A 20139-nucleotide genomic window follows, 5' to 3' on the forward strand; every position below is an offset into this window, starting at 1 on the left:
ATCCGGCGGCTCAGACCCCCAGGTAGGCACGCCTGATCTCAGGCCGGGCCAGCAGTTCCTGCGGCTCGCCCTCGGCCACGACGCGGCCCTCTTCGAGCACGTAAGCACGGTGCGACACCTCCAGCGCCATCGTGACGTTCTGCTCGACGAGCAGTACCGCCATGCCGCCCGCATTGATTCGCCGGATGGCGGCGAACATGTCGTGCACGATGCGCGGCGACAGGCCCAGCGAGGGCTCGTCGAGCAGCAGCAGGCGTGGGCGCGCCATCAACGCCCGGGCGATCGCGACCATCTGCTGCTGTCCGCCGGACAATTCGCCAGCCGGGGTTGCCAGCTTCTCGCGGATCACGGGGAACAGCGCCATCACCTGCTCCAGCGTGTCGCGCCGCTGCGCCTTGGCGTGGTGCAGGTAGCTGCCGAGCTCGAGGTTCTCCAGCACGCTCATGCCGGCAAAGAGCCGCCGCCCCTCGGGCACCAGCGCGATGCCGGCTTCGCAGAAGCGATGCGGCGGCAGTCGCGTGATGTCGCGCCCGTCGAGGCCGATGCTGCCGCCGCTTGCGCGCAGCATTCCCGCGATGGTGTTGATCAGCGTCGTCTTGCCGGCGCCGTTGGGGCCAACCACGCACAGCAGTTCGCCGGGCCGCACGTCGATCGAGACACCCCACAGCGCAGGCGCTGCGCCATAGGCCACCTGGAGATCGCGGACTTCAAGCATGGGCTGTCCCCAGATAGGCGGTCATCACCTCGGTGCGCTGCATCACGTCGGTTGCCGCGCCTTCAGCGAGCAGTTCACCGTGATTGAACACCACGATGCGGTCGGCCAGCGCCATCACCGCGCGCATCACGTGCTCGACAAAGACGATGCTCGATCCCTGGTCGCGGATGCGCCGGATCAGCATGACCGCGTCGTCGATCTCGCTCGGCGTGAGCCCGCACAGCACTTCATCGAGCAGCACCAGCCGCGGGCGCGAGGCCAGCGCGCGTGCGAGTTCGAGGAACTTGCGCTGATGCAGATTGAGGTCGTCCGGCAGCGCGGCGGCCCGGTCCTGCAGACCGGTGAATTCGAGCCAGGTCATTGCCTGCTTGCGCGCGCCGTCCGGATCGCGCACCGCGCCGCCGAACATCGTGGCGATCGCCACGTTCTGCAGCACGCTGAGGTGCGCGAAGGGCCGGGGGATCTGGTAAGTGCGCGCAATGCCGCTGGCGGCTATGCGGTGCGCAGGCAGGCCGTTCAGGCGGCGGCCTTCGAAGACGATCTCGCCGCCGCTGGGCGTGTAGTGGCCGCTGACGACGTTGATGAAGGTCGACTTGCCGGAGCCGTTCGGACCAAGCAGTCCGAGGATTTCGCCGCCCCGCACGTCGACGTTGACACCGGTGAGCGCACGCACACCCTTGAACGATTTGCTCAGGCCCCGCACGCGCAGCAGCAGGTCGCCTTGTCCTGCGATCACCGCGGCGGGTCGAACAGGCGTCTCCACCGATGCGGGCGCCGTGTGGGTCGCGGGCGGCGTGACGGGCTGCGCCGGCCGCCACAAGCGGCGCACGCGCTCCAGAATGCCTTCCGGCATGAACAGGATGGCAGCGATCAGGATGATCCCGATCAGCGCCTTGCCCGCCACCGCATGATCGGCCGCCGTGAAGCTGTAGAGCAGAGCGGTGATGACCACCGCTCCGATCGCAGGACCGGCCCAGTGGCGCGTGCCGCCGAGTACGCTCATCAGCACCACTGTCAGCGGCACCGCGATGGTGAAGACCTCGCCGGCCGTCACGTAGGAGAGGAACAGCGCGTGAATGCCGCCGGCCACGCCGGCCAGCGCGCAGGAGATGGCCAGCGCGAGCAGTTTGTAGCGGTAGGTCGGCACGCCCATCACTTCGGCGGCATCTTCATCGTCGTGGATCGCGAACAGGCCCGCGCCGAACTTCGACACCTGGATGCCCCAGGCGATCAGCAGCGTGCCCACAGCGGCTGCCAGCGCGAGCAGGTAGAAAGTCGAGGACTGGGTCGGACCGATCTCCGGAACAGGCACCGCACTGAGCGGCACGCCCGAGCCGCCGTCCAGCGGCGTGTTGATGACGATGGTGCCGATGACGAAGGTGATCGCCAGCGTGAGCAGTGCGAAGAGTTCGCCGCGCACGCCCCGGACGCGGAACACGACCGCGCCGAGCGCCACGCCGAGCAGCGCCGCGACCAGCGCCGCCGCCGGCAGCGTCCACAGGAAGGGCCAGTCGTAGCGCGCCATCAGCGTTGCGCTCGTGTAGATGCCGGCACCGAAGAACGCGCCATGCCCGAACGAGAAGTAGCCTGAATAGCCCGACAGAATGTTCCACGAGGTCGCCAGCACGATCCAGTGCAGCATCAGGTAGAGCAGCGAGTCGTAGAACGCAGGCAGGCCCAGTTGCGGCACGAAGGCCAGCGCAGCGCCGGCCAGCAGGATGAGCACGGGGGTGCGTCTCATCGTCAGGTGGTCTTTCCGGGGCGGAAGACGAGGATCACGATCAGCAGCGTGAAGGACACAATCGGCGCCCATGAAGGCGCGGTGATCGCCATCGTGATGGCTTCGCTGACACCGATCAGCGTGCCGGCGATCAGCGGCCCCAGGGCGCTCCCCAGCCCGCCCAGCATCACGGCCGCAAACACCACCCCGACCCAGGCGTACATCTGGGACGGCGCGAGCGTGAAGCTCAGCGCCAGGCACACGCCAGCCACGCTGGCGAGCGCGGCGCATGTTCCGGCCAGCAAGAGACCGAGCGCCTTTTCGTTAATGCCGAAGGCCGCCGCCACGGGCGCGTCTTGCGCGGCGGCGCGCATGGCCTTGCCCAGATCGGTGAAACGCAGCACGGCCCACACCGCGAACGCGAGCCCGACCGCCAGCAGAAGCGTGATGAACTCCGGCACCGGCACGAACAGCTCGCCGACCTTGAACTTCTGTTGCGCGTAGCTCGATTCGAGCTTGCGGAAATCGGCAGTCCAGATGGCCTGGATCAAACTCTCGACGATGCCCATCAACCCGAAGGTGAGCAGCAGCGAGTTGAAGGGCGTGACAGCGAAGCGGGCCATCACCCAATGCAATCCCGCGCCCAGCCCGAAGAAGGCCGGCACGATGACCACGAGCGTCAGCAAGGGGTCCATGCCCATCGTCGCCAGCTGATAGCAGAGGTACGCGGCCATGAACGCAAACGCGAAGTGCGCGAGATTGATCAGCCGCAGCAATCCCCAGCTCAAGCTCAGTCCCAGGCCCATCAACCCGTACAGCGCCCCGACGAAGACCCCGGAGAGAATCGACTGGGACAGCAATGACAAGCTAGGCATCAGCTGCTCCACCGCATTTCGCGCGACCCGCAAGACGTGAACCCGGCGCAGCCCCATGTCGAAAACACCGCGGAACCGGCTTTGCCGGGCCGCTGGTGTTGCCCCCGGCAGGGGGTGGAGAGCGACACGAAGTGCGCGAGCCTGGGGGTGAGCAACAGGAACACCGCGGAACCGGCTTTGCCGGGCCGCTGGTGTTGCCCCCGGCAGGGGGTGGAGAGCGACACGAAGTGCGCGAGCCTGGGGGCGAGCTTCATCTACGGCGCTAGCAGCTTCGCGCTGCCAGCAGTGACCTCTTTCGGCCAGACCACCACCCATTTCCCATCCTGGATCTGCTTGATGCGCATCAGGTCGTCGCCGAAGTTGCCGACGCCGTCGAAGCGCAGCTTGCCTTGCAGCGTGTCGACCTTGTGCGTCTTCAGGTAGGTGGCGATGGCCTTGTCGTCGAGGCTCTTGGTATTGACGACGCCGGCTTCCAGAATCTGCCATGCCGTGTATGAAGCGGCTGCCTGCGTTTCGACCGACGTGTCTGTGAAACCGGCCTTGGCGGCGCGCTCGTGATAGAGCTTGATGAACTCGGCAGCACCGAGGTTGCTCGTGAAGGGCGGCTGCTCCTCGAAGATCGTGGCCGACAGCGCGTTCTTCGCGTCCGGCGATGCGAGCAATGGACCGGGCGCGGGGTAGAGATAGAAGTGCTGCGGCGGCACATAGTCGATCTTCTTCATCGCATCCAGCAGCAGATTGCCTTCCAGGCCGATGGCGCCGACCCAGACGAAGTCGGGCTTGGCATCCTTCACTCGGTTGGCGATCGGGCCGAAGTCGCGGTTGCCGAAGTCCCATTCGAGGAACAAAACTTCAGTGAGGCCGCGCTTTTTGAGGACCTCCCGCGCGCCCGCGCTCATGAACTGAATCGACGGGAACTTGCTGGTCACTATCGCCACCGTCTTCGGCGGCTTGGATGATGCGGCGAGGGCATCGAAGAGCGTATTGGGCACCGTGTTCGCTGGGTCCGAGCCGATCGACCAGGCTGGGAACTGCATGTCGTACTTGGCCAGTGACGGAATTCCCAGCGTGTGATGCACCAGCACCTTGTTGTAGCGCTGCGCCACGCCCATGGCCGAGAGGATCGCGCCCGTGGCGTAGGGCCCCATGAGAAGGTCAACCTTGTCGGCGGTGACGAGTTGCTCGTACAGCGTGCGCGCGAGGTCGGGCTTGGACTGGTCGTCCTTCACCACCCATTCGACCGGACGGCCGAGCAGGCCGCCGCGCTTGTTCAATTGCTCGACATAGATCTCGCCCACGACCTTGTGGATCTGCGCCGTGGCTGAAAGCGGGCCGGTGAGCGCCAGCGTGCTGCCGATGCGGATCGGCGGGCCGGACGGCGTCTGCGCGAATGCGATGCCCGCCGCGGCCAGCGCAATGGCCACCACCGCGCTGCGCCGTCCGATGCCTTCGAAAGTCTGCGTCTTCATGGTTCTTGTCTCCTGATGGTTCGCCCCAGGGCGGCGCGAATCTCTTCGTTGTGTTCGCCAAGCGTCGGTGGCGGGCGCACTTCGAGCGCGCGCTCACCATCGAAGCTGACCGGCGATCGCACCGTGCGAAACAGGCCCATCACGGGGTGTTCGGCAGAGGTCATCAGTTGGAGGTGCTTCGCTTGCGGGTCTTCGAGCGCCTCGCTGGTGTCGTACATCGGCGCATGGGGCACGTCCTCATGCGCCAATCGGCGGCACCACTCGTCGCGCGGCCGTGCGCGAAAACGTTCGCCCAGCAACTGGATCAGCTGCTCCTGGTTCTCGATGCGCGCCTCGCGAGTCGCGAAGCGCTCGTCCTCGAAAAGGCGGGGATGCTCGATCGCGACCGCGAGCCCGCGCCAGAACTTCTCCGGCGAGGACATGTGCAGCGCGATCCACTTGTCGTCGGCGCAGCGCAGCACGTACGACTGCGAAACGCGGGGTCGGCTGTAGGGCCCCATCACTTCGTCCACCTGGAAGAAATGCGTGAAGGCGTCGAGGTTGAAATGCGCCATCGCCTCCAGCATCGAGACCTCGACCTTGCGGCCGAGCCCCGTCCTGCTTCGTTCGAAGAGAGCGCCCAGCACGCCGTAGGCCGCATAGAAGCCGGTCAACGAATCCGCAATGGCCGGACCCACGACGCGCGGGTTCTCGGGGTTGATCAGCAGATTGAGGAAGCCGCTCGCGGCCTGCGCCACGGTGTCGTAAGCGGGCCGGTCGGCCGCGGGTCCGGTGGCGCCGAAGCCGCTGATCGAGCAGTAGATGAGTCTCGGATTGAGCGCGCGCAAGCGCTCGGCGCCCACGCCGAGCTTCTCTGCCACACCGGGCCGGAAGTTCTGGATATAGACATCTGCCTGGGCGATCAGCGCGTCCAACACTTCGAGGTCCGCGGCGTCCTTGGGGTCCAGCGTGATGCTGCGCTTGTTGCGGTTGTAGGTCTGGTAGTGCGGACTGTAGAGCCCATCCTTGAAGGCGCGGAACGGGTCCCCCGTCTTGGGCTGCTCCACCTTGATGACGTCGGCACCCAGGTCGCCGAGCAGCATGCCCGCTGCCGGCCCCGTGATGAAGGTGCCTTGCTCGATGACCTTGAGGCCTTTCAGGACAGGGATCATTCGTGGGGTCCGAAGTGGGCGGGCAGCGCGCCTTCGTAGACCGCTTCGCGCGACGCTTGGTATGAGAGCGCGAAGCCGATGGGCTGCCGCATCTCCTCGAACATGTGCGCGATCAACCCGGCCGTGCGCGCGAGGATCGGCACGCCCTTGAGTGCCTCCACCGGAAAACCCGCGCCAAGAAGCACGGCCGGAATCGCGCCCGACACGTTGAGCTTGAGCGGCCGGTCCAGCACCTCGGGCATCAGTGCCTCGACGGCGGTCGCGATCTCGACGAAGCGCAGGTCGGTGCCCGCCGCCCTGGCCGCGGCGAACAGGGCATCGACGCGCGCGTCGCGTTTCTTGTGCAGCGGATGACCGTAACCGGGGATGGGTCTGCCGGCTTCGCGCCAGGCCTGCGCCACCGTCAGCGCCGCCGCCCGCAACGGCTGCCCCGCGCTCACCAGGGCATCGATTTCGCTATACAGGCGACCGGCCGTCTCGGAGGAACCCAGCACGACCGACCCGCAGCCCAGGATGCCCGCCGCCACAGCGCCCTGCATCGCGTCGGGCGCGGCAGCGAAAGTCATGCGCGCGGCCTGCACGCTGGGCACCAGGCCGTGCTCGGTGATCGCGACCAGTGCGGCATTCAGCACCGCGGCTTCTCCGGCCGAAGCGCGCCTGCCGGTCAGCAGCAGAAAGAAATGATCGACGAAGGAAATCTTGCCGATCAGTTCGCGGGACAGATCCATCCCGCGGACGACGATGGTGTGGGCGTCGGACGTGGAGATGGAGGTGCGTGGCACGGTGGCCTTGCCGATCTTCATGCGATTCCTTGCAGAGTCCGGATGGAGGTCACGCGGCAGCGGGCGCGAGACGCACGTCGAAGCTCGCCGAGTGGTAGGGCACGTGCATTTCGCGGCCATCAACAGCCTTGCCGGGCGCATGCGTCTCGAAGTCCACGACGAGGCTGTCACGCTTGCCGAAGACTGCATCCGCGTCGATGTACGGGCTGCCGCCGACGAACAACTGCGTCGTCACCGTCACATAGCCCGGCGCCGAAACCTGCAGGTGGAGATGGCCTGGCCGGTAGATGCTGCGCTCGGTCGCCCGCATCATGTCGCCCACCGGCCCGTCGTCCGGTATCGGATAGAACGAAGGCCGGATCGACCAGAACCAGTAGCGCCCTTGTTCGTCCGTGCGGAAGCGGCCTCGCGCTTTCATCGAGGGTTCGCTGCTCAGTTGCACGTCGTACTTGCCATGTCCGTCGCCCGACCAGACGTCAAGCAGCGCACCGGCCAGCGGCTTTCCGTCCACGTCGGTGACCCGGCCCATGTAGAAGGTGGGCTCGCCGCGAACGCCCTCGGCGATGTCGCTGCCCAGTGGCAGGTCGGGCGCGCCCGGCCAGTAGAAGGGGCCTTCGACCGTGCCTTCGGTTGGTTCGGCCGGGCCCTTGGCGCCTCCGCTTGCGCGCGACTGTGCCAGCGCGACCACCATCATCGACAGGCCCAGCGTGTCCGAGAGCAGGATGAATTCCGGCCGCTTCTCGGTCGAGATCTGCCCCGTCGCATTCAGGAAGTTCAGACCCGCGAGCCATTCTTCCGGCTGCAGGTCGACCTCCCGCGCAAAGGCATGGACATGCTTGACCAGCGCCGTCATGAGCTGGCGCAGACGCGGATCCGGCGTCTTTGCGAAAGCCTCGACGACGTCGCGCGTGATCGCGTCCTGGTTGTATTCCGACATGGGTTGTCTCCGGGTTGCGCGCCGTGGTCCGGCGTCGATTCGGATCGGACGATAGGGCTCGGACACAAAGGCCGCAAATGGTGAATTTGCATCGATATCATCGATGCCATCGATCATTCGTGGGGGTTTCCATGGAGATGAGGCATCTGCGGTACTTCGTCGCGCTGAGCGATTGCCTGAGCTTCACGCGGGCGGCCGAGCGGGTGCACGTCACCCAGTCGACCTTGTCGCATCAGATTCGGCAGCTCGAAGAAGAGCTCGGGCAGCCTCTGTTCGAGCGCATCGGCAAGAAGGTGGTGACCACCGAAGCCGGGGAATTGCTGCGCGGCTTCGCTGCGCGTGCGCTGCGGGAGGTCGACCAGGGCGTGGCGCTACTCAAGCCCGGCGCTGGCAACCTGACTGGCAGGGTTCGCATCGGCGCGACGCACACCTTCAACATCGGCCTGATTCCCGAGTGCGTGTCACTGTTCCTGGCGCGTCATCCCACGGTGCGCATCAGCGTCGAAGAGTTGTCGGCCGAGGTGATCTGCGGTCGGCTTCAGGCGGGCGAACTCGATCTCGGCATCGCCTACCGGCCCGAAGACCCGAGCGACCTGTGGTTCGAGCCGCTCTACAACGAGGAAATGGTGTTCGTCGTTTCGAACAATCATCCGCTTGCCGGCCGCAAGCGCATTCGCATGGTGGAACTGCACCGGCAGGACCTGGTGCTCATCTCCACGTCTTTTTCCACCCGGACCATGCTGGACGAATGCTTCATGGCCTGCGGCGCGGAGCCCACGGTCGTCGCGGAGATGTCGACCGTCGCGCCGATGCTCGCGCTCGTGGCGCGCACGCAAATCGGATCGATCGTCGCCATCAATGCCGTGCCCGAAGGCATGCCGGGGTTGACCGTGATCCCGCTGGAAAGCCCCACGCCGACGCGAACGCCCGGCATTCTTTGGCGGCTGGGTGAGAACAAGCCCGTGTTCGTCCAGTCCTTCGCGGTGATCTTGCGAAAGACCGCGCTAGGAAACAGCTTACGGCGTGACGTGCCGGCACCGCGGCATCGCGAGAAGCGGGTTGGGGGACCGCAGAAATAGTCGCGAGATCTGGCGGACCTGGCGGTGCCTGCCTACCGAACACTCTCCGCCGCACGCAGCGCATTCATGAACCCTTCCCGCCACCAATGCACATCCTGCTCTCGCACACGCGCCAGCAGCTTCTGGTGCCGCTCGCGGCGCTCTTCCAGCGGCATTTGAAGCGCCTGCTGCACGGTCTCGGCCGTGCCGTGGGTGTCATAGGGATTGACGAGCAGCGCTTCCTTGAGTTGTTCGGCCGCGCCCGCAAAGCGCGACAGGACAAGCACGCCCGGGTCGGCCGGGTCCTGCGCTGCGATGTATTCCTTCGCGACGAGGTTCATGCCGTCGCGAAGCGGCGTGACGAGGCCGACAGCCGCAGCGCGGCACAAGCCTGGGACGCGTTTGCGCGCAACCATGCGATGGATGTATCGCACGGGCATCCAGTCCAGTTCGCCGAAGTCGCCGTTGATGGCGCCGCACAAGGTTTCGAGTTCGCGCCGGATGTCGGCATAGGCATCGACCGTCTCTCGCGTCGGTGACGCGATCTGGATCAGCGTCGCGCTTCGGCGGTTCTCGGGATAGTTGGACAGCAGCTCGCGAAACGAGCGCACGCGCTGCGGAATGCCTTTGGAGTAGTCGAGCCGGTCGATGCCCAGCAGCAGCCGGCGGGTCGAATACTCGCGCTTCATGGTCTCGTACATGTCGCGCGATTCCTTGGCGTGCGTGAGCGCGGCGAACTCGTTGACGTCGATGCCGATCGGAAACGCGTCGCAGCGCACGGTCTGGCCATAGGCGCGATAGAGGTGATTGCCCAGGAGCTCGCCATGCGCCTCGTTTTGCACGTAATGCTCGAAGTGCTGGACGTCCTGCTGGGCCTGGAAGCCGATGAGGTCGTAGGCAAAGAGCGAGCGCATCAGCCACTCGTGCTGCGGGATGGCCGCGATGATGATCTGCGGCGGCAGGGGGATGTGCAGGAAGAATCCGATGCGCTGCCTGCAACCCATTGCGCGAAGCTCGGCTGCAAGGGGGATCAGGTGGTAGTCATGCACCCAGATGATGTCGTCGCTTCGCAGCAGCGGCATCAGCTTGCGTGCGAAGAGCTGGTTGACGCGCCGGTAGCCGCCGATGAAGCCGGCTTCGAAGTGCGCGAGGTCGAGGCGATCGTGGAACACGGGCCACAGCACGTCGTTGCTGTAGCCGAGGTAGTAGCTGTCGTGGTCGTCGCGACTCAGGTCGATGGTGGCCAAGGTGACCTTGCCCGCCTGCTGCCGATGGAGTTCGCCCTCGCCGGTCGGGCCGTCCTCGATGACCGAGCCGCTCCAGCCGAACCACAGGCCGCCGCTTTGCTGAAGGCTCTCCCCGAGCGCCACTGCCAGGCCGCCAGCGGCGGGTTTGCGCGGGTCCGCTACGCGATTGGAGACCACGACCAGCCGGCTCACGAGTTGGCCCCTGCGTTCGACACTGTCGTGTCCTTGCTCATATGCATGTGTCCCAAGGCGCGGACAGTCTCACCGCGGCGTTGATGATCCCGACCATCGAATAGGTCTGCGGAAAGTTGCCCCACATCTCGCCCGTCACCGGGTGCGTGTCTTCGGAGAGCAGCCCGAGCGGGTTGCGTGCGGTCAGCATGGTCTCGAAGATCTGCCGCGCCTCGGCCTTGCGGCCGATCTTGGCGAGCGCATCGATGCGCCAGAAGGTGCAGATGTTGAAGGCGGTCTCGGGCTTGCCGAAGTCGTCCGCCGCTTCATACCGGCGCATGTAGGGGCCGTCGCAAAGTGACTTCTCCATGGCTTCGACGGTGGAGATGAAGCGCGGGTCTCGAGCGTCGATGAGGCCGACTTCGACCATCAGCAGGATGCTCGCATCGAGCTCATGGCCGCCGAAGCTCTCGGCGAAGGCCTTGCGCTCTTCGCACCACGACTTGGCGAGGATTTCTTCCCGCATGCGCGACGAATGGCCGTGCCAGTACGCCGCACGTTCCGGAAGACCGAGCGCGCGGGCGATCTTGGCGAGCCGGTCGCATGCCGCCCAGCTCATCAGCGCCGAACTGGTGTGCACGCGAGCGCGCGTTCGCAATTCCCACATGCCGGCATCCGGCGTGCCATAGACGCGGACCGCCTGCTCGCCGATCGCCTCGAGGTACGGAAACTCGGCCACGCCGCCGCGGCTCAAGAGGCGGTGGTCATGAAAGGCCTGCGCTGCGCCGAGCACGATGTTGCCGTACACATCGTGCTGAAAGTGCTCCTGCGCCTGGTTGCCGACGCGGACCGGCCCCATACCTCGATAGCCGCTCAGGCCCACGACGAATGATTCGGGAAGCTCACGCTCCAGCCCGATGCCGTAGAGCGGCTGGATGTGCTCGCCGCGCGAGCCGATCACGACGTTCGAGAGCCAGCGCAGGTAGTCTTCCATCGTGCCGACTTCAGAGAGGCTGTTGAGCGCGCGCACGACGAAGAAGGCATCGCGCAGCCAGCAGTAGCGGTAATCCCAGTTGCGCTCGCTGCCGGGCGCTTCGGGGATGCTGGTGGTCATCGCGGCGACGATGGCGCCCGTGTCTTCATAGAGCGACAGCTTCAGCGTGATGGCGGCGCGGATCACCGCATCCTGGTATTCGAACGGAATCGCGAGCCGCTTGCTCCAGGTGCGCCAGTAGGCGATGGTTTCCTGCTCGAAGTGCCGTGCCGTGTCGGCAATGCCATCGGTCAGCGTTTCGTCGGCGCCCAGCACGAAGTTGTGCTCGCGTGACAGCACGAAGGGCTGCCCCGCAAGAATGTGCGAGACGGATGCGTCGGTGTTCAGCCGCAGCGTGAAATCAGGGCCGACATAGCGGATGTGGTTGCTGCCTCGCGTGATGGTCGGCGCCATCGTGCCCCACTGAAAACGCGGCGCCAGCGTGACGCGGATGCGCGGCGTGCCGATGATGGGCCTGACTCTGCGCACCATCGTGAGCGGCCTGAAGTAGCGCGAGCGGCTGTGAAAGCGCGGCGCCAGGTCCGTGATCTCGATGCCCTGGCCTGCGGAATCGAACAGCTGGGTGCGCAGCACCGCCGTGTTCGGCTCGTACCACTGCTTGGACGACGCAAAGTCCTCGAGCTCGATGGCCCAGGCGCTGGCGTTGTCGCCCAAGTCCAGAAGCGCGTTGAAGACCGGGTCGCCATCGAAGCGGGGGAGGCAGCACCACACCACGCGCCCGCGTTCGTCGATCAACGCGCTGTATGCGCAATTGCCGATCACGCCGACGTTGAGCGAAGGTTCGGCCGGCGGCCCGAAGCCGGTGCGCGCGGACGGCCCGGCCAGCGCTTCCGGATGCTCCGGCATCTTGTTGCTCGCGCTGGCCGCGCCGGCAAGGGCCTGGCCGGCCCTGTCGGGTGCTTCGATTTCTGATTCGTTTTCTCTTTGGAGAGTCGTCATGCGGGATTCCTGCGGGTTGCGGATGGCGACGCCGCAAGCAAGTCCCGCGCTGCCACGAGCCATTCGAAGACCTCTCGTGGCGATTCGAGCCGATGCAGCGCCTGGCTTGGGCCGGCGCCGACCTTGATCGCGAGGCCGCCCCGTGGCTGCACGATGCTGAAGCCGCTTTCGTCCGTGGTGTCGTCGCCTGCGAACACCGGCACGCGGCCGACGAAGGGTGCCTCGTGCATGAAAGCATCGATCGCGATGCCCTTGTTGATACCGGCCAGCTTGACCTCGAACACGAACTTGCCATGCATGAGTTCCAGCTGCGGCTGGCCATCGATGGTGCGCTCCATGGCGTCGCGGCAAACCGCCTCGAGTTGCGGCGCGAGCCGGTAGTGCAGGGCGATGGCAGCGTGCTTGCGTTCGACCAGCAAGCCCTCGTGCGCCCCTGCAAGCTCGTTGGCGGCGTCGAGCACCAGTTTGAGGTCGGGGGCGCGGTGTTCCTGCATCTGGCCGTCCGCGTCGCGTCGCTGCACGCCGTGCTCGCCGGCGGCCGGGAGTCGCAACGGCGCAAGAAAGCGGTCGATGACGTCGATCTGGCGTCCCGAAACCACCGCGAGTGCGCCGCCGAGCAGGCCGTGGAGATCGCTGAGCAGCGGGACGAGGGCCGGAGGCACGTGCACGGCTTCCGGGGTCTCCGCGAGCTCCACCAGGGTGCCGTCGAAATCGAGGAAGAGCGCAGCGTCAGGGGGGATACGGGGTGGCGTCTGCATGGAGGGAAAACCATAGCAGACTCCCGCCCGATGGAGCGTCGGCCAAAACCGCCAATCCTGACTCACGAGTAGGGGAGGAGCCCTTGCGCCACGGCGGCAATCCGGGCGCGGGTGATCGCCTCGCCGATCTTCGGTCCTGTCGCGCCCGCCGCCAGCGCCTCGCGCGCGATGGGTTCCGTCGCCACCGACTGCGCCGCGGCAAGCGCCGCTGCAAGGCGATCGCGCTGGGGATAGGGCCGCGCTTCGAGGCCCAGCCGTCCGCGTGCATCGCATTCGCAGGCCTGGAGCACCTCGTCGAAACGCTGTGGCTTGCGAAAAGCATCGCAGCGCTCGAGCAGCCGGACGACCGCCGCTGCGTTGAGTTCGCCGCTGCGGTGGATGTTGCCGTGCTCGCGCGCCACCACGTCCGCGAGTTCGCGGATGTCGACGGGCACGCGCCACCGGTCGCATACGGCGCGCAAAAGCTTGGCGCTGCGTTGCTCATGGCCGATGTGCCGGGGAAGGGCGTCCGCGGGCGTCGTGCCTTTGCCAAGATCGTGGACGAGGCATGCGAAGCGCACCGACAGCGGCGCATTCAGATGCGCCGCCATATCGAGCACCATCATGAGGTGCACTCCGGTATCGACCTCGGGGTGGTGCGCCTCTGGTTGCGGGACGCCCCACAGCCGGTCGACTTCGGGCAGCAGCACTGTAAGCGCGCCGCATTCCCGCAGCAGCTCGAACATGCGCGAAGGCTTCGTTTCCATGAGGCCGCGCGAAAGCTCCTGCCAGACGCGCTCAGGCACCAGCGCATTGACCTCCCCGGCTTCAACCATGTCGCGCATGAGCGCCATGGTCTCAGGCGCTACCGCGAAGTCGTCGAACCTCGCCGCGAAACGCGCGACACGCAGGATGCGCACAGGGTCTTCGCGGAAGGCGTCGGTCACGTGGCGCAGGCGCTTGTCGTGCAGGTCGCGCTGGCCTTCGAAGGGGTCGACGAGGTCCAGCGGATCGACGTCCAGCCTGTCGTAGGCGCCGATCTTGTCCGCTGGCAGTGCGATCGCGTTGATCGTCAGGTCGCGCCGCGCGAGGTCTTGTTCGAGCGTGACGTCCGGCGCCGCATGCACCACGAAGCCGCGATAGCCCGGCGCGCTCTTGCGCTCGGTGCGCGCCAGCGCGTATTCCTCGCGTGTTTCCGGATGCAGGAAAACCGGAAAGTCTCGACCGACCGGCAAGTAGCCTTGCGCAACCATCTGTTCCGGCGTGGCGCCGACCACCACCCAGTCGTGATCGCTGCCGGGCCGACCCAGCAGCGCATCGCGAATCGCGCCGCCGACAAGATAGATTTGCATCCGTGCAGTGTAGGCCGCGCACCAGGCCGTTGCGCCAGGACGGCGCGAGTTCCTCAGCGCGACAGGCGGTAGGGTTCGTCCATGACGACGAAGTCCTTTTCTTGCAGCGCGTCATCGATCCATGCCTTTACCGATGGCAGCGCGCGAACGCGTTCGACATAGGCCGAGATCGCCGGCGGCACGGGCAACCCGAAAGTGACGATGCGCGTGCACACGGGCGCGAAGTAGGCGTCTGCAATGCTGAATTCGCCGAAGAGCATCGGGCCGCCGCTCGCTTGAAGCAGTCCGCTCCAGAGCTGAACGATGCGTTCGATGTCCGCCCGCACGCCGGGCTGGTCGCGCAGGATGATCTGGCCCTGCTGGCGGAGGTCGGCCTCGATATTCATCGTGCAATGGGTGCGCAGCATCTGGAAGCCCGCGTGCATCTCAGCGCAGGCGCTGCGGGCTTGCGCTCGCTGGGCGCGATCCACCGGCCAGAGCTTCTTCTCAGGGTAGGTCTCGGCAAGGTATTCGCAGATCGCGAGCGTGTCGTAGACGACGATGTCCCCGTCCTTGAGCACTGGCACCGTGCCGATGGGGTTGAGCGGCAGGATGGTGCGCTTGAACTCCGAATCGGTGTCGAAGGAGTCGAAACGTACCATGACTTCGTCGAATGCGATGCCGGCCTGCTTCATGAGCACCCAGGGCCGCATGGACCAGGAGGAGTAATTCTTGTTGCCGATGTAGAGCTGTGTCATTGCGGTCTCCGGTATCAGGGTTGATGCAACTATGCAAAGCCTCGAATGCTAGCGGCGCTCTCGCTGATGATTGATGCAATCACAGGCCCGGATTGATGCTTATCGATTCGGAGTTTCGGGCAGCGCCGGTGAGCTGCCGTGCCAGCGGCGCACGGCACGCTGGAAGAACATGCTGTTCGGGATCTTGAGCGTCGTGCCCTCGTGGGCGCTGCCGCTCTCCTCCAGCGTGGTGAAGACGAGGTTGATGTCCAGCACGCGGCCTTTCAGGCCGGGTTTCTCTCCGTTTTCCAGCACTTCGATGGTGTCGCCCGGCCAGAACATGCGCGTCGTGAAGATCAAGAGCGCGCAGAACATGTTCGACAACACGCTCCATGCCGCGAAGAAAGCCACGGCACCGACGGCTGCAAAACTCGTGAACGCGGTCCACAGGACGGTGCCCGACACGCCCAGCCGCTCGAGGCCCCAAAGCAGCGCGCCGCCATAGATCAGGAAGGCCGCGCTGCGGCGGGTGACAAGAGCCACATTGGACGGCAGCCCATAGCCGGTGCCCATGCGCAGGATCAGCCGGCGCACGAACCGATAGATCAGCCACGCGGCCAGCAGGATCAAGGCGACCTGGGCGATGGGAATGATGATGCCCAGCCACTCGGTGGCCCAGGCGGGCAAGTTCTCGCGCAAGGCAATCACCGAAGTCAAGGCAGGTCTTTGGTCGCCTCGGGTTCGGGGGTGTCGCGAGGTCCGACGCGGCCTAGCTTTTCCTTGAGCGACTGGGGCTTGCCGGTGATGAGTGCTGCGTAGTTGGTGGTGTTTGCCAGCACCTTCTTGACGTAGTCGCGTGTTTCGCTGAACGGCACGTTTTCAGCCCAGATGGCTGCTTCCATGGGCGGCCCGTTGCGCCAGTTGCGCGGCCGGCCCGGGCCGGCGTTGTAGGCGGCCGCAGCCAGTGCCATCGAGCCGTCGAAGTCGTCGAGCGCGAGTTTCAGGTAGTTGGTGCCGATGGTGATGTTGGTGTCGTGATCGTTGATCTGGCCCTGCGTGAAATCGCTCATGCCAATCTTCCTGGCCGTCCAGCGCGCGGTGGCAGGCATCACCTGCATCAACCCCGAGGCGCCGACGCCCGAACGGGCGTCCATGATGAAGCGGCTTTCCTGGCGAATGAGGCCATAGACGTAGGCCGGATCAAGCCCGATTTCGCGGCTCTTGCGCACCACCATGTCCTTGAACGGCATGGGGAAGCGCTGATCCACGTCGATCACGCCTTTGGTGCGTTCGCTGGTGTTGATGCAACGGTCCCATATCTCGCGCTGGCAGGCCAGATCGGCCGCCGCCAGCAGGTCGCGGTCGCTCATGCCGCCGGTGGCGTGCAGGTTGGTCGCGTAGTTCCACTCCCGCGTGCCTTCGGGGCGCATGCCGATCGAGATGGCATAGATCGCCCGATTCAATGCCGGGTTGTTGCGAGCGGCATTCTTTTCTTCTGCAGTGAGCGGCGCTGGTCGGCTCGGCACCGTCGCGCGCTGGCCCAGTTCTTCGAGCGCCAACAACTCGTAGAAGCCACGCGTGCCGGAAATGCTCTCGTAGAGCACGCGGGCCTGCGCACGGCGTTCGTCGCCGCCGTATGAAGCGAGCGAGCGAGCTTTCCAGTAGACCCAGGTGGGGTCGCGCTGCTGCGTTTCGCTCATGGCATCGATGGCGGTTTGCACGATCTTCCAGTCGCCGGTGCGCAGGGCGGCGCGCGCCTTCCACGCGAGCATTTCGTCGCTGAGGTCGCTGTTCTTGGTGACGTTGGCGAAATAGTTGTTGGCGAGCGGCGAAAGCTTGATCGCGGCTTGGCGCCCCATGGTGCCCCAGAGCCAGTTGCGCTCTTCGGCCGAGAGCATGGGGCTCCACTTCACGTCGAACTGCGAGGCGGCCGTTTCCGGATCGCTGTTGGCCATCTTGATGAGCGCCAGCACCACGAGTTCGCGCCGCGACTTGGCCGCGACGACGGCTCGGCTCGCCAGGAACTTGCCGACGTTGGCGTTCATTTCGTCGAAGAGCGGGATGGCGTCCGGCGCGACCAGCATGATCGCCGCGCGGGCAGCCTGAGGACGGTTCGCCTCGATGGCGAGGCGCGCCTTCTTCCAGGCATCGTTGGGTGACATCATGCGCGCGCTGATCATGCGGTCGGCCGCGGTGAGACAGCCGTCATCCAGGTCGCGCTGGCCGAACCAGTTGCGGCGCACTTCCTCCGCCTGGCCCTGCGTGGCGGTGCCGGACTGCAAGGTCTCGATCAAGACGGCATAGCAGCGCACCTGGGCATCGTCGTTCATGCGGAACGCCGGGTGCAAGGACGTGAAGCCATTCCAGTCGCGTCGCTGGCCTGCGAGCAGCAGCCAGTCGTTGCGAAGGCGATCTTCCTGGTAGGTGCCGGCATACCGTGCGAGAAATTCCTGAAGTTCAGGCAGGCTGACGTCCTGCAGGCGAGCCTTCATTTCCCAGTAGGCCGCCCATGGCTCCAGCACATGGCCGCGCGCCTGCGGCAACAGCGCAGTGAGACGCGCCTTGTCGCCGCGCTGGGCGGCCTGTTTCATCTGGAGCAGGACGTCGTCGTTGCTGTTTTGCGCAGCGGCCGGTTGGCTCACGGTTGCAAATGCAGCAAACGAAAAAAGAAGGGAGGAGAGGGCACCGCTCCGGAGTCGGCGGACGGATGCCAAAATGCTTGCGAATTGCATCGGGGGATTATGGACAAGTCAAAGGGTGCCGACACCTCGGCCACTGCCACATTTCTCAAAACTCAGGTTCGCGCGGCGCTGATCGAACAGCGTCTTGCGATGCCTGATCGGCTCGCGCGCGCCGATCTTCTGCAGCGCGTGATGCGGATCTGGCTGGTCGGACGGCCGGACACCGTCATCGGTGCCTATTGGCCGATCAAGGGCGAGTTCGATCCACTGCCAGCCCTGCATCGCTGGAAAGAAGACGGCGAACTGCTCGACCAACCGCAACGCAGGCGCATCGGCCTTCCGGTCGTCGACCGCGTGCACAAGACGCTGACCTTTCACGCGTGGTATCCCGGCTGCCCGATGGAAAACGACGCCTTCGACATCCCCAAGCCCAAGGACACCGAGCTGATCGTGCCCACGCTGCTGTTCGTCCCTTGTCTGGGCTACAGCGCCGGCGGCTATCGCCTGGGCTATGGGGGCGGCTTTTACGACCGCACGCTTGCCGCCTTGGAGCCCCGGCCCTTCACCGTCGGACTGGGCTTCACCAACGGTTTTCTCGGCGAGTTCGAGCCGGAGGCCCACGACGTGCCGCTGGACGCCATCCTCAATGACAACGGCGTCGTCTGGCCGATCTCGTGACTCGCCCCCAGGCTTCGCGCACTTCGTGTCGCTTCGCCTTCCCCCTGCCGGGGGCAACACCAGCGGCCCGGCAGAGCCGGTTCCGCGGTGTCACTGGCTCACCCCCAGGCTTGCTCACTTCGTGTAGCCGCCCACCCCCTGCCGGGGGCAACACCAGCGGCCCGGCAAAGCCGGTTCCGCGGTGTCACTGGCTCACCCCCAGGCTTGCTCACTTCGTGTGGCCGCCCACCCCCTGCCGGGGGCAACACCAGCGGCCCGGCAAAGCCGGTTCCGCGGTGTCAGTGGCTCACCCCCAGGCTTGCTCACTTCGTGTAGCCGCCCACCCCCTGCCGGGGGCAACACCAGCGGCCCGGCAAAGCCGGTTCCGCGGTGTTTCTGGCGTCGAAGCCTCAATCTAGTTGGTCGACGGTGTCGGGGTCTGGCACCTCGCCGATTGTTTCCCGGGTAATGGAAGCCTGGGCCTGCAGCCAATCGTTGAAAGCCTGGATTTCAGGCCTTGGCGCGCCGCGCGGGCCAGTGATCAGCCAATAGGCCATCGGTGAATCCATGCGGTGGTGCGGGAGCACCTCCACCAAATCGCCGTTGGCCAGGCTTTCCGCGATGAGCGAACTGCGCGCCAGGACCACGCCTTGGCCGGTCAGCGCAGCCTGGACCATCTGATAGGCGTAGTTGAAGTACAGCCAGCGCCGCGGCTGCGCGCGGCCCATGCTGTTGACCTCGAACCAGCGGCGCCAGGTCAGCCATTCCAGGTGCGTGCGATGGGCGTCGCCGGCTTCGATCAGCGTGAAGCGCGCGATATCCGCCGGGGACTTGATCGGCGGATTGGTCTTGATGAGCCAAGGGCTTGCCACCGGCGTGATGGTCTCGCCGAAGAGACGCAGCGCGCCGGGGGGCATGTGCTCGCGCGGGCCGTAGCGCAGGGCGATGTCCACGTCGGCTACGTCGAGGTCGAGCGCCGCATCGCTTGCGTCGATGCGAATGTCGATTTCGGGGTTGTCGCGCTGGAATGCCTCCAGCCGCGGAATCAGCCACATCGAAGCGAAGGACGCAAAGGTGGTGAGCGACACACTCTTTCGTCCGGCGTTCTGTCGGATCTGGCGAACGGCGCCGTCGATGCGCGGCAAGGACTGCTGGACCGCCAGCAGCAACTGCGAGCCTGCGCTCGTCAATTCGACCGCTCGGGTGTGTCGCAGGAAGAGCCCGACGCCGACTTCTTCCTCGAGTGACTGGATCTGGCGGCTGACCGCCGATTGGGTCAGCGCCATTTCGTCGGCCGCGGCGCGAAAGTTGAGGTGGCGAGCGACGGCTTCGAAGGCGCGGAGATGGCCCGCCGATATGGGCCTGGAACGCAGGTGTGTTTGCGAATGAAGCATGTGGGGCGAGCTTCTGCGGGTGGGTTGATTGATGCGAAACCGGAATCAGTAGGCTACCGCGTTTTCATTGGACCGCCAACGAAGGTGGGCAGATCATTCATTCCCGAAGCGCGCAATAGCGTGCTCAACATCCAGGAGCCGAACATGTCTGCCGTCTACACCTCCACCTCGCCGTCTTCCATTGCGCTGGGACGCCAGGCCAATGTGCCCTCGGCCGTGCGCCGCGGCGCATGGCAACTCGATGCCGGGCACGCGATGAGCCTCAAGGCATCGAGCGCCAGCGTGCTGCGGGTTCGCCAGGGGCGGATTTGGGTGACGCGCGACGCCACAGCCCATTGGGGCAGCGAAGACCTTGTGCTGGCTCCGGGCGAATCGCTGAACGTCCCCGCGGGCCAGCGCATCGTCATGGAGCCTTGGGATAGCAACGGCGCAACCTACAGCTGGGACGCCGTTGCCCAATCCGCCACTGTCTCCAATAGCTGAG

Annotated in this window: 18 protein-coding genes; 3 read left to right on the plus strand and 15 right to left on the minus strand. The window is 65.8% G+C overall.

Annotation, left to right across the window (positions count from 1 at the left end):
• Positions 1-10: 10 nt before the first annotated feature.
• The 7 genes from AC1DMA_RS21595 to AC1DMA_RS21625 form a co-directional block, all read right to left on the minus strand.
• A complete protein-coding gene (locus AC1DMA_RS21595) occupies positions 11-715 on the minus strand; it encodes an ABC transporter ATP-binding protein (protein WP_478145458.1) in 705 nt (234 codons plus the stop codon).
• Positions 708-2456 carry a branched-chain amino acid ABC transporter ATP-binding protein/permease gene (locus AC1DMA_RS21600; RefSeq protein WP_478145459.1) on the minus strand — a complete coding sequence of 583 codons (1749 nt, stop codon included), beginning with the start codon at positions 2454-2456 and terminating at the stop codon, positions 708-710. The genes AC1DMA_RS21595 and AC1DMA_RS21600 overlap by 8 nt, the downstream gene beginning before the upstream one ends.
• 2 nt (positions 2457-2458) lie before the next feature.
• Positions 2459-3310, minus strand: coding sequence for a branched-chain amino acid ABC transporter permease (locus AC1DMA_RS21605; protein WP_478126054.1), 852 nt, complete (start codon positions 3308-3310; stop codon positions 2459-2461).
• Positions 3311-3564: 254 nt separating this feature from the next.
• Positions 3565-4779, minus strand: a complete 1215-nt coding sequence (locus AC1DMA_RS21610; RefSeq protein ID WP_478145460.1) for an amino acid ABC transporter substrate-binding protein — start codon at positions 4777-4779, stop codon at positions 3565-3567.
• Entirely contained in the window at positions 4776-5930 is a 1155-nt protein-coding gene (locus AC1DMA_RS21615; protein ID WP_478145461.1) for a CaiB/BaiF CoA transferase family protein, read from the minus strand. The genes AC1DMA_RS21610 and AC1DMA_RS21615 overlap by 4 nt, the downstream gene beginning before the upstream one ends.
• Positions 5927-6733 (minus strand): citryl-CoA lyase, encoded by an 807-nt coding sequence (locus AC1DMA_RS21620; RefSeq protein ID WP_478126057.1) that lies wholly within the window; start codon positions 6731-6733, stop codon positions 5927-5929. Before AC1DMA_RS21620 ends, AC1DMA_RS21615 begins: the two co-directional genes overlap by 4 nt.
• 28 nt (positions 6734-6761) lie before the next feature.
• The gene (locus AC1DMA_RS21625) at positions 6762-7649 is read right to left on the minus strand and encodes a dioxygenase family protein (protein WP_478126058.1); all 888 of its coding nucleotides are present in this window, start codon (positions 7647-7649) and stop codon (positions 6762-6764) included.
• A 131-nt stretch (positions 7650-7780) separates the two neighbouring features.
• Between AC1DMA_RS21625 and AC1DMA_RS21630 the strand changes: the two genes are divergently transcribed.
• Positions 7781-8728: a LysR substrate-binding domain-containing protein gene (locus AC1DMA_RS21630; RefSeq protein ID WP_478145462.1), complete on the plus strand. Its 948-nt coding sequence runs from the start codon at positions 7781-7783 to the stop codon at positions 8726-8728.
• A gap of 32 nt (positions 8729-8760) precedes the next feature.
• Here AC1DMA_RS21630 and otsA read toward each other — a convergent pair whose 3' ends face one another.
• The 7 genes from otsA to AC1DMA_RS21665 all read right to left on the minus strand — a co-directional run bounded on the left by otsA (position 8761) and on the right by AC1DMA_RS21665 (position 17655).
• Positions 8761-10146 (minus strand): alpha,alpha-trehalose-phosphate synthase (UDP-forming), encoded by a 1386-nt coding sequence (otsA, locus tag AC1DMA_RS21635; protein ID WP_478126060.1) that lies wholly within the window; start codon positions 10144-10146, stop codon positions 8761-8763.
• A gap of 37 nt (positions 10147-10183) precedes the next feature.
• Positions 10184-12025 carry a glycoside hydrolase family 15 protein gene (locus AC1DMA_RS21640; protein WP_478145577.1) on the minus strand — a complete coding sequence of 614 codons (1842 nt, stop codon included), beginning with the start codon at positions 12023-12025 and terminating at the stop codon, positions 10184-10186.
• An 89-nt stretch (positions 12026-12114) separates the two neighbouring features.
• The gene (gene otsB, locus AC1DMA_RS21645; RefSeq protein WP_478126061.1) at positions 12115-12876 is read right to left on the minus strand and encodes a trehalose-phosphatase; all 762 of its coding nucleotides are present in this window, start codon (positions 12874-12876) and stop codon (positions 12115-12117) included.
• A gap of 62 nt (positions 12877-12938) precedes the next feature.
• Positions 12939-14207 (minus strand): multifunctional CCA addition/repair protein, encoded by a 1269-nt coding sequence (locus AC1DMA_RS21650; protein ID WP_478145463.1) that lies wholly within the window; start codon positions 14205-14207, stop codon positions 12939-12941.
• A 53-nt stretch (positions 14208-14260) separates the two neighbouring features.
• Positions 14261-14944, minus strand: a complete 684-nt coding sequence (locus AC1DMA_RS21655) for a glutathione S-transferase family protein (protein WP_478145464.1) — start codon at positions 14942-14944, stop codon at positions 14261-14263.
• Between the two features lie 99 nt (positions 14945-15043).
• Positions 15044-15631: a mechanosensitive ion channel domain-containing protein gene (locus tag AC1DMA_RS21660; protein ID WP_478145578.1), complete on the minus strand. Its 588-nt coding sequence runs from the start codon at positions 15629-15631 to the stop codon at positions 15044-15046.
• A gap of 5 nt (positions 15632-15636) precedes the next feature.
• A complete protein-coding gene (locus AC1DMA_RS21665; protein WP_478145465.1) occupies positions 15637-17655 on the minus strand; it encodes a lytic transglycosylase domain-containing protein in 2019 nt (672 codons plus the stop codon).
• Between the two features lie 9 nt (positions 17656-17664).
• Between AC1DMA_RS21665 and AC1DMA_RS21670 the strand changes: the two genes are divergently transcribed.
• Positions 17665-18282 (plus strand): 5-formyltetrahydrofolate cyclo-ligase, encoded by a 618-nt coding sequence (locus AC1DMA_RS21670; RefSeq protein ID WP_478145466.1) that lies wholly within the window; start codon positions 17665-17667, stop codon positions 18280-18282.
• A gap of 389 nt (positions 18283-18671) precedes the next feature.
• Here AC1DMA_RS21670 and AC1DMA_RS21675 read toward each other — a convergent pair whose 3' ends face one another.
• A complete protein-coding gene (locus AC1DMA_RS21675; RefSeq protein ID WP_478145467.1) occupies positions 18672-19655 on the minus strand; it encodes a LysR substrate-binding domain-containing protein in 984 nt (327 codons plus the stop codon).
• A 144-nt stretch (positions 19656-19799) separates the two neighbouring features.
• Here AC1DMA_RS21675 and AC1DMA_RS21680 point away from each other — a divergent pair, with 144 nt between their 5' ends.
• Entirely contained in the window at positions 19800-20138 is a 339-nt protein-coding gene (locus AC1DMA_RS21680; protein WP_478145468.1) for a DUF2917 domain-containing protein, read from the plus strand.
• Position 20139 lies beyond the last annotated feature (1 nt).

This window comes from Variovorax sp. 05N34 (genome assembly GCF_056397405.1).

Coding starts and splice junctions, on each gene's coding strand:
- AC1DMA_RS21675 (WP_478145467.1), bottom strand. CDS start 19,655: ATGCTTCATTCGCAAACACACCTGCGTTCCAGGCCCATATCGGCGGGC.
- AC1DMA_RS21615 (WP_478145461.1), bottom strand. CDS start 5,930: ATGATCCCTGTCCTGAAAGGCCTCAAGGTCATCGAGCAAGGCACCTTC.
- otsB (WP_478126061.1), bottom strand. CDS start 12,876: ATGCAGACGCCACCCCGTATCCCCCCTGACGCTGCGCTCTTCCTCGAT.
- AC1DMA_RS21625 (WP_478126058.1), bottom strand. CDS start 7,649: ATGTCGGAATACAACCAGGACGCGATCACGCGCGACGTCGTCGAGGCT.
- AC1DMA_RS21665 (WP_478145465.1), bottom strand. CDS start 17,655: ATGCAATTCGCAAGCATTTTGGCATCCGTCCGCCGACTCCGGAGCGGT.
- AC1DMA_RS21595 (WP_478145458.1), bottom strand. CDS start 715: ATGCTTGAAGTCCGCGATCTCCAGGTGGCCTATGGCGCAGCGCCTGCG.
- AC1DMA_RS21620 (WP_478126057.1), bottom strand. CDS start 6,733: ATGAAGATCGGCAAGGCCACCGTGCCACGCACCTCCATCTCCACGTCC.
- AC1DMA_RS21680 (WP_478145468.1), top strand. CDS start 19,800: ATGTCTGCCGTCTACACCTCCACCTCGCCGTCTTCCATTGCGCTGGGA.
- AC1DMA_RS21670 (WP_478145466.1), top strand. CDS start 17,665: ATGGACAAGTCAAAGGGTGCCGACACCTCGGCCACTGCCACATTTCTC.
- AC1DMA_RS21610 (WP_478145460.1), bottom strand. CDS start 4,779: ATGAAGACGCAGACTTTCGAAGGCATCGGACGGCGCAGCGCGGTGGTG.
- AC1DMA_RS21655 (WP_478145464.1), bottom strand. CDS start 14,944: ATGACACAGCTCTACATCGGCAACAAGAATTACTCCTCCTGGTCCATG.
- AC1DMA_RS21605 (WP_478126054.1), bottom strand. CDS start 3,310: ATGCCTAGCTTGTCATTGCTGTCCCAGTCGATTCTCTCCGGGGTCTTC.
- AC1DMA_RS21650 (WP_478145463.1), bottom strand. CDS start 14,207: ATGCAAATCTATCTTGTCGGCGGCGCGATTCGCGATGCGCTGCTGGGT.
- AC1DMA_RS21630 (WP_478145462.1), top strand. CDS start 7,781: ATGGAGATGAGGCATCTGCGGTACTTCGTCGCGCTGAGCGATTGCCTG.
- AC1DMA_RS21600 (WP_478145459.1), bottom strand. CDS start 2,456: ATGAGACGCACCCCCGTGCTCATCCTGCTGGCCGGCGCTGCGCTGGCC.
- AC1DMA_RS21640 (WP_478145577.1), bottom strand. CDS start 12,025: ATGCCGGAGCATCCGGAAGCGCTGGCCGGGCCGTCCGCGCGCACCGGC.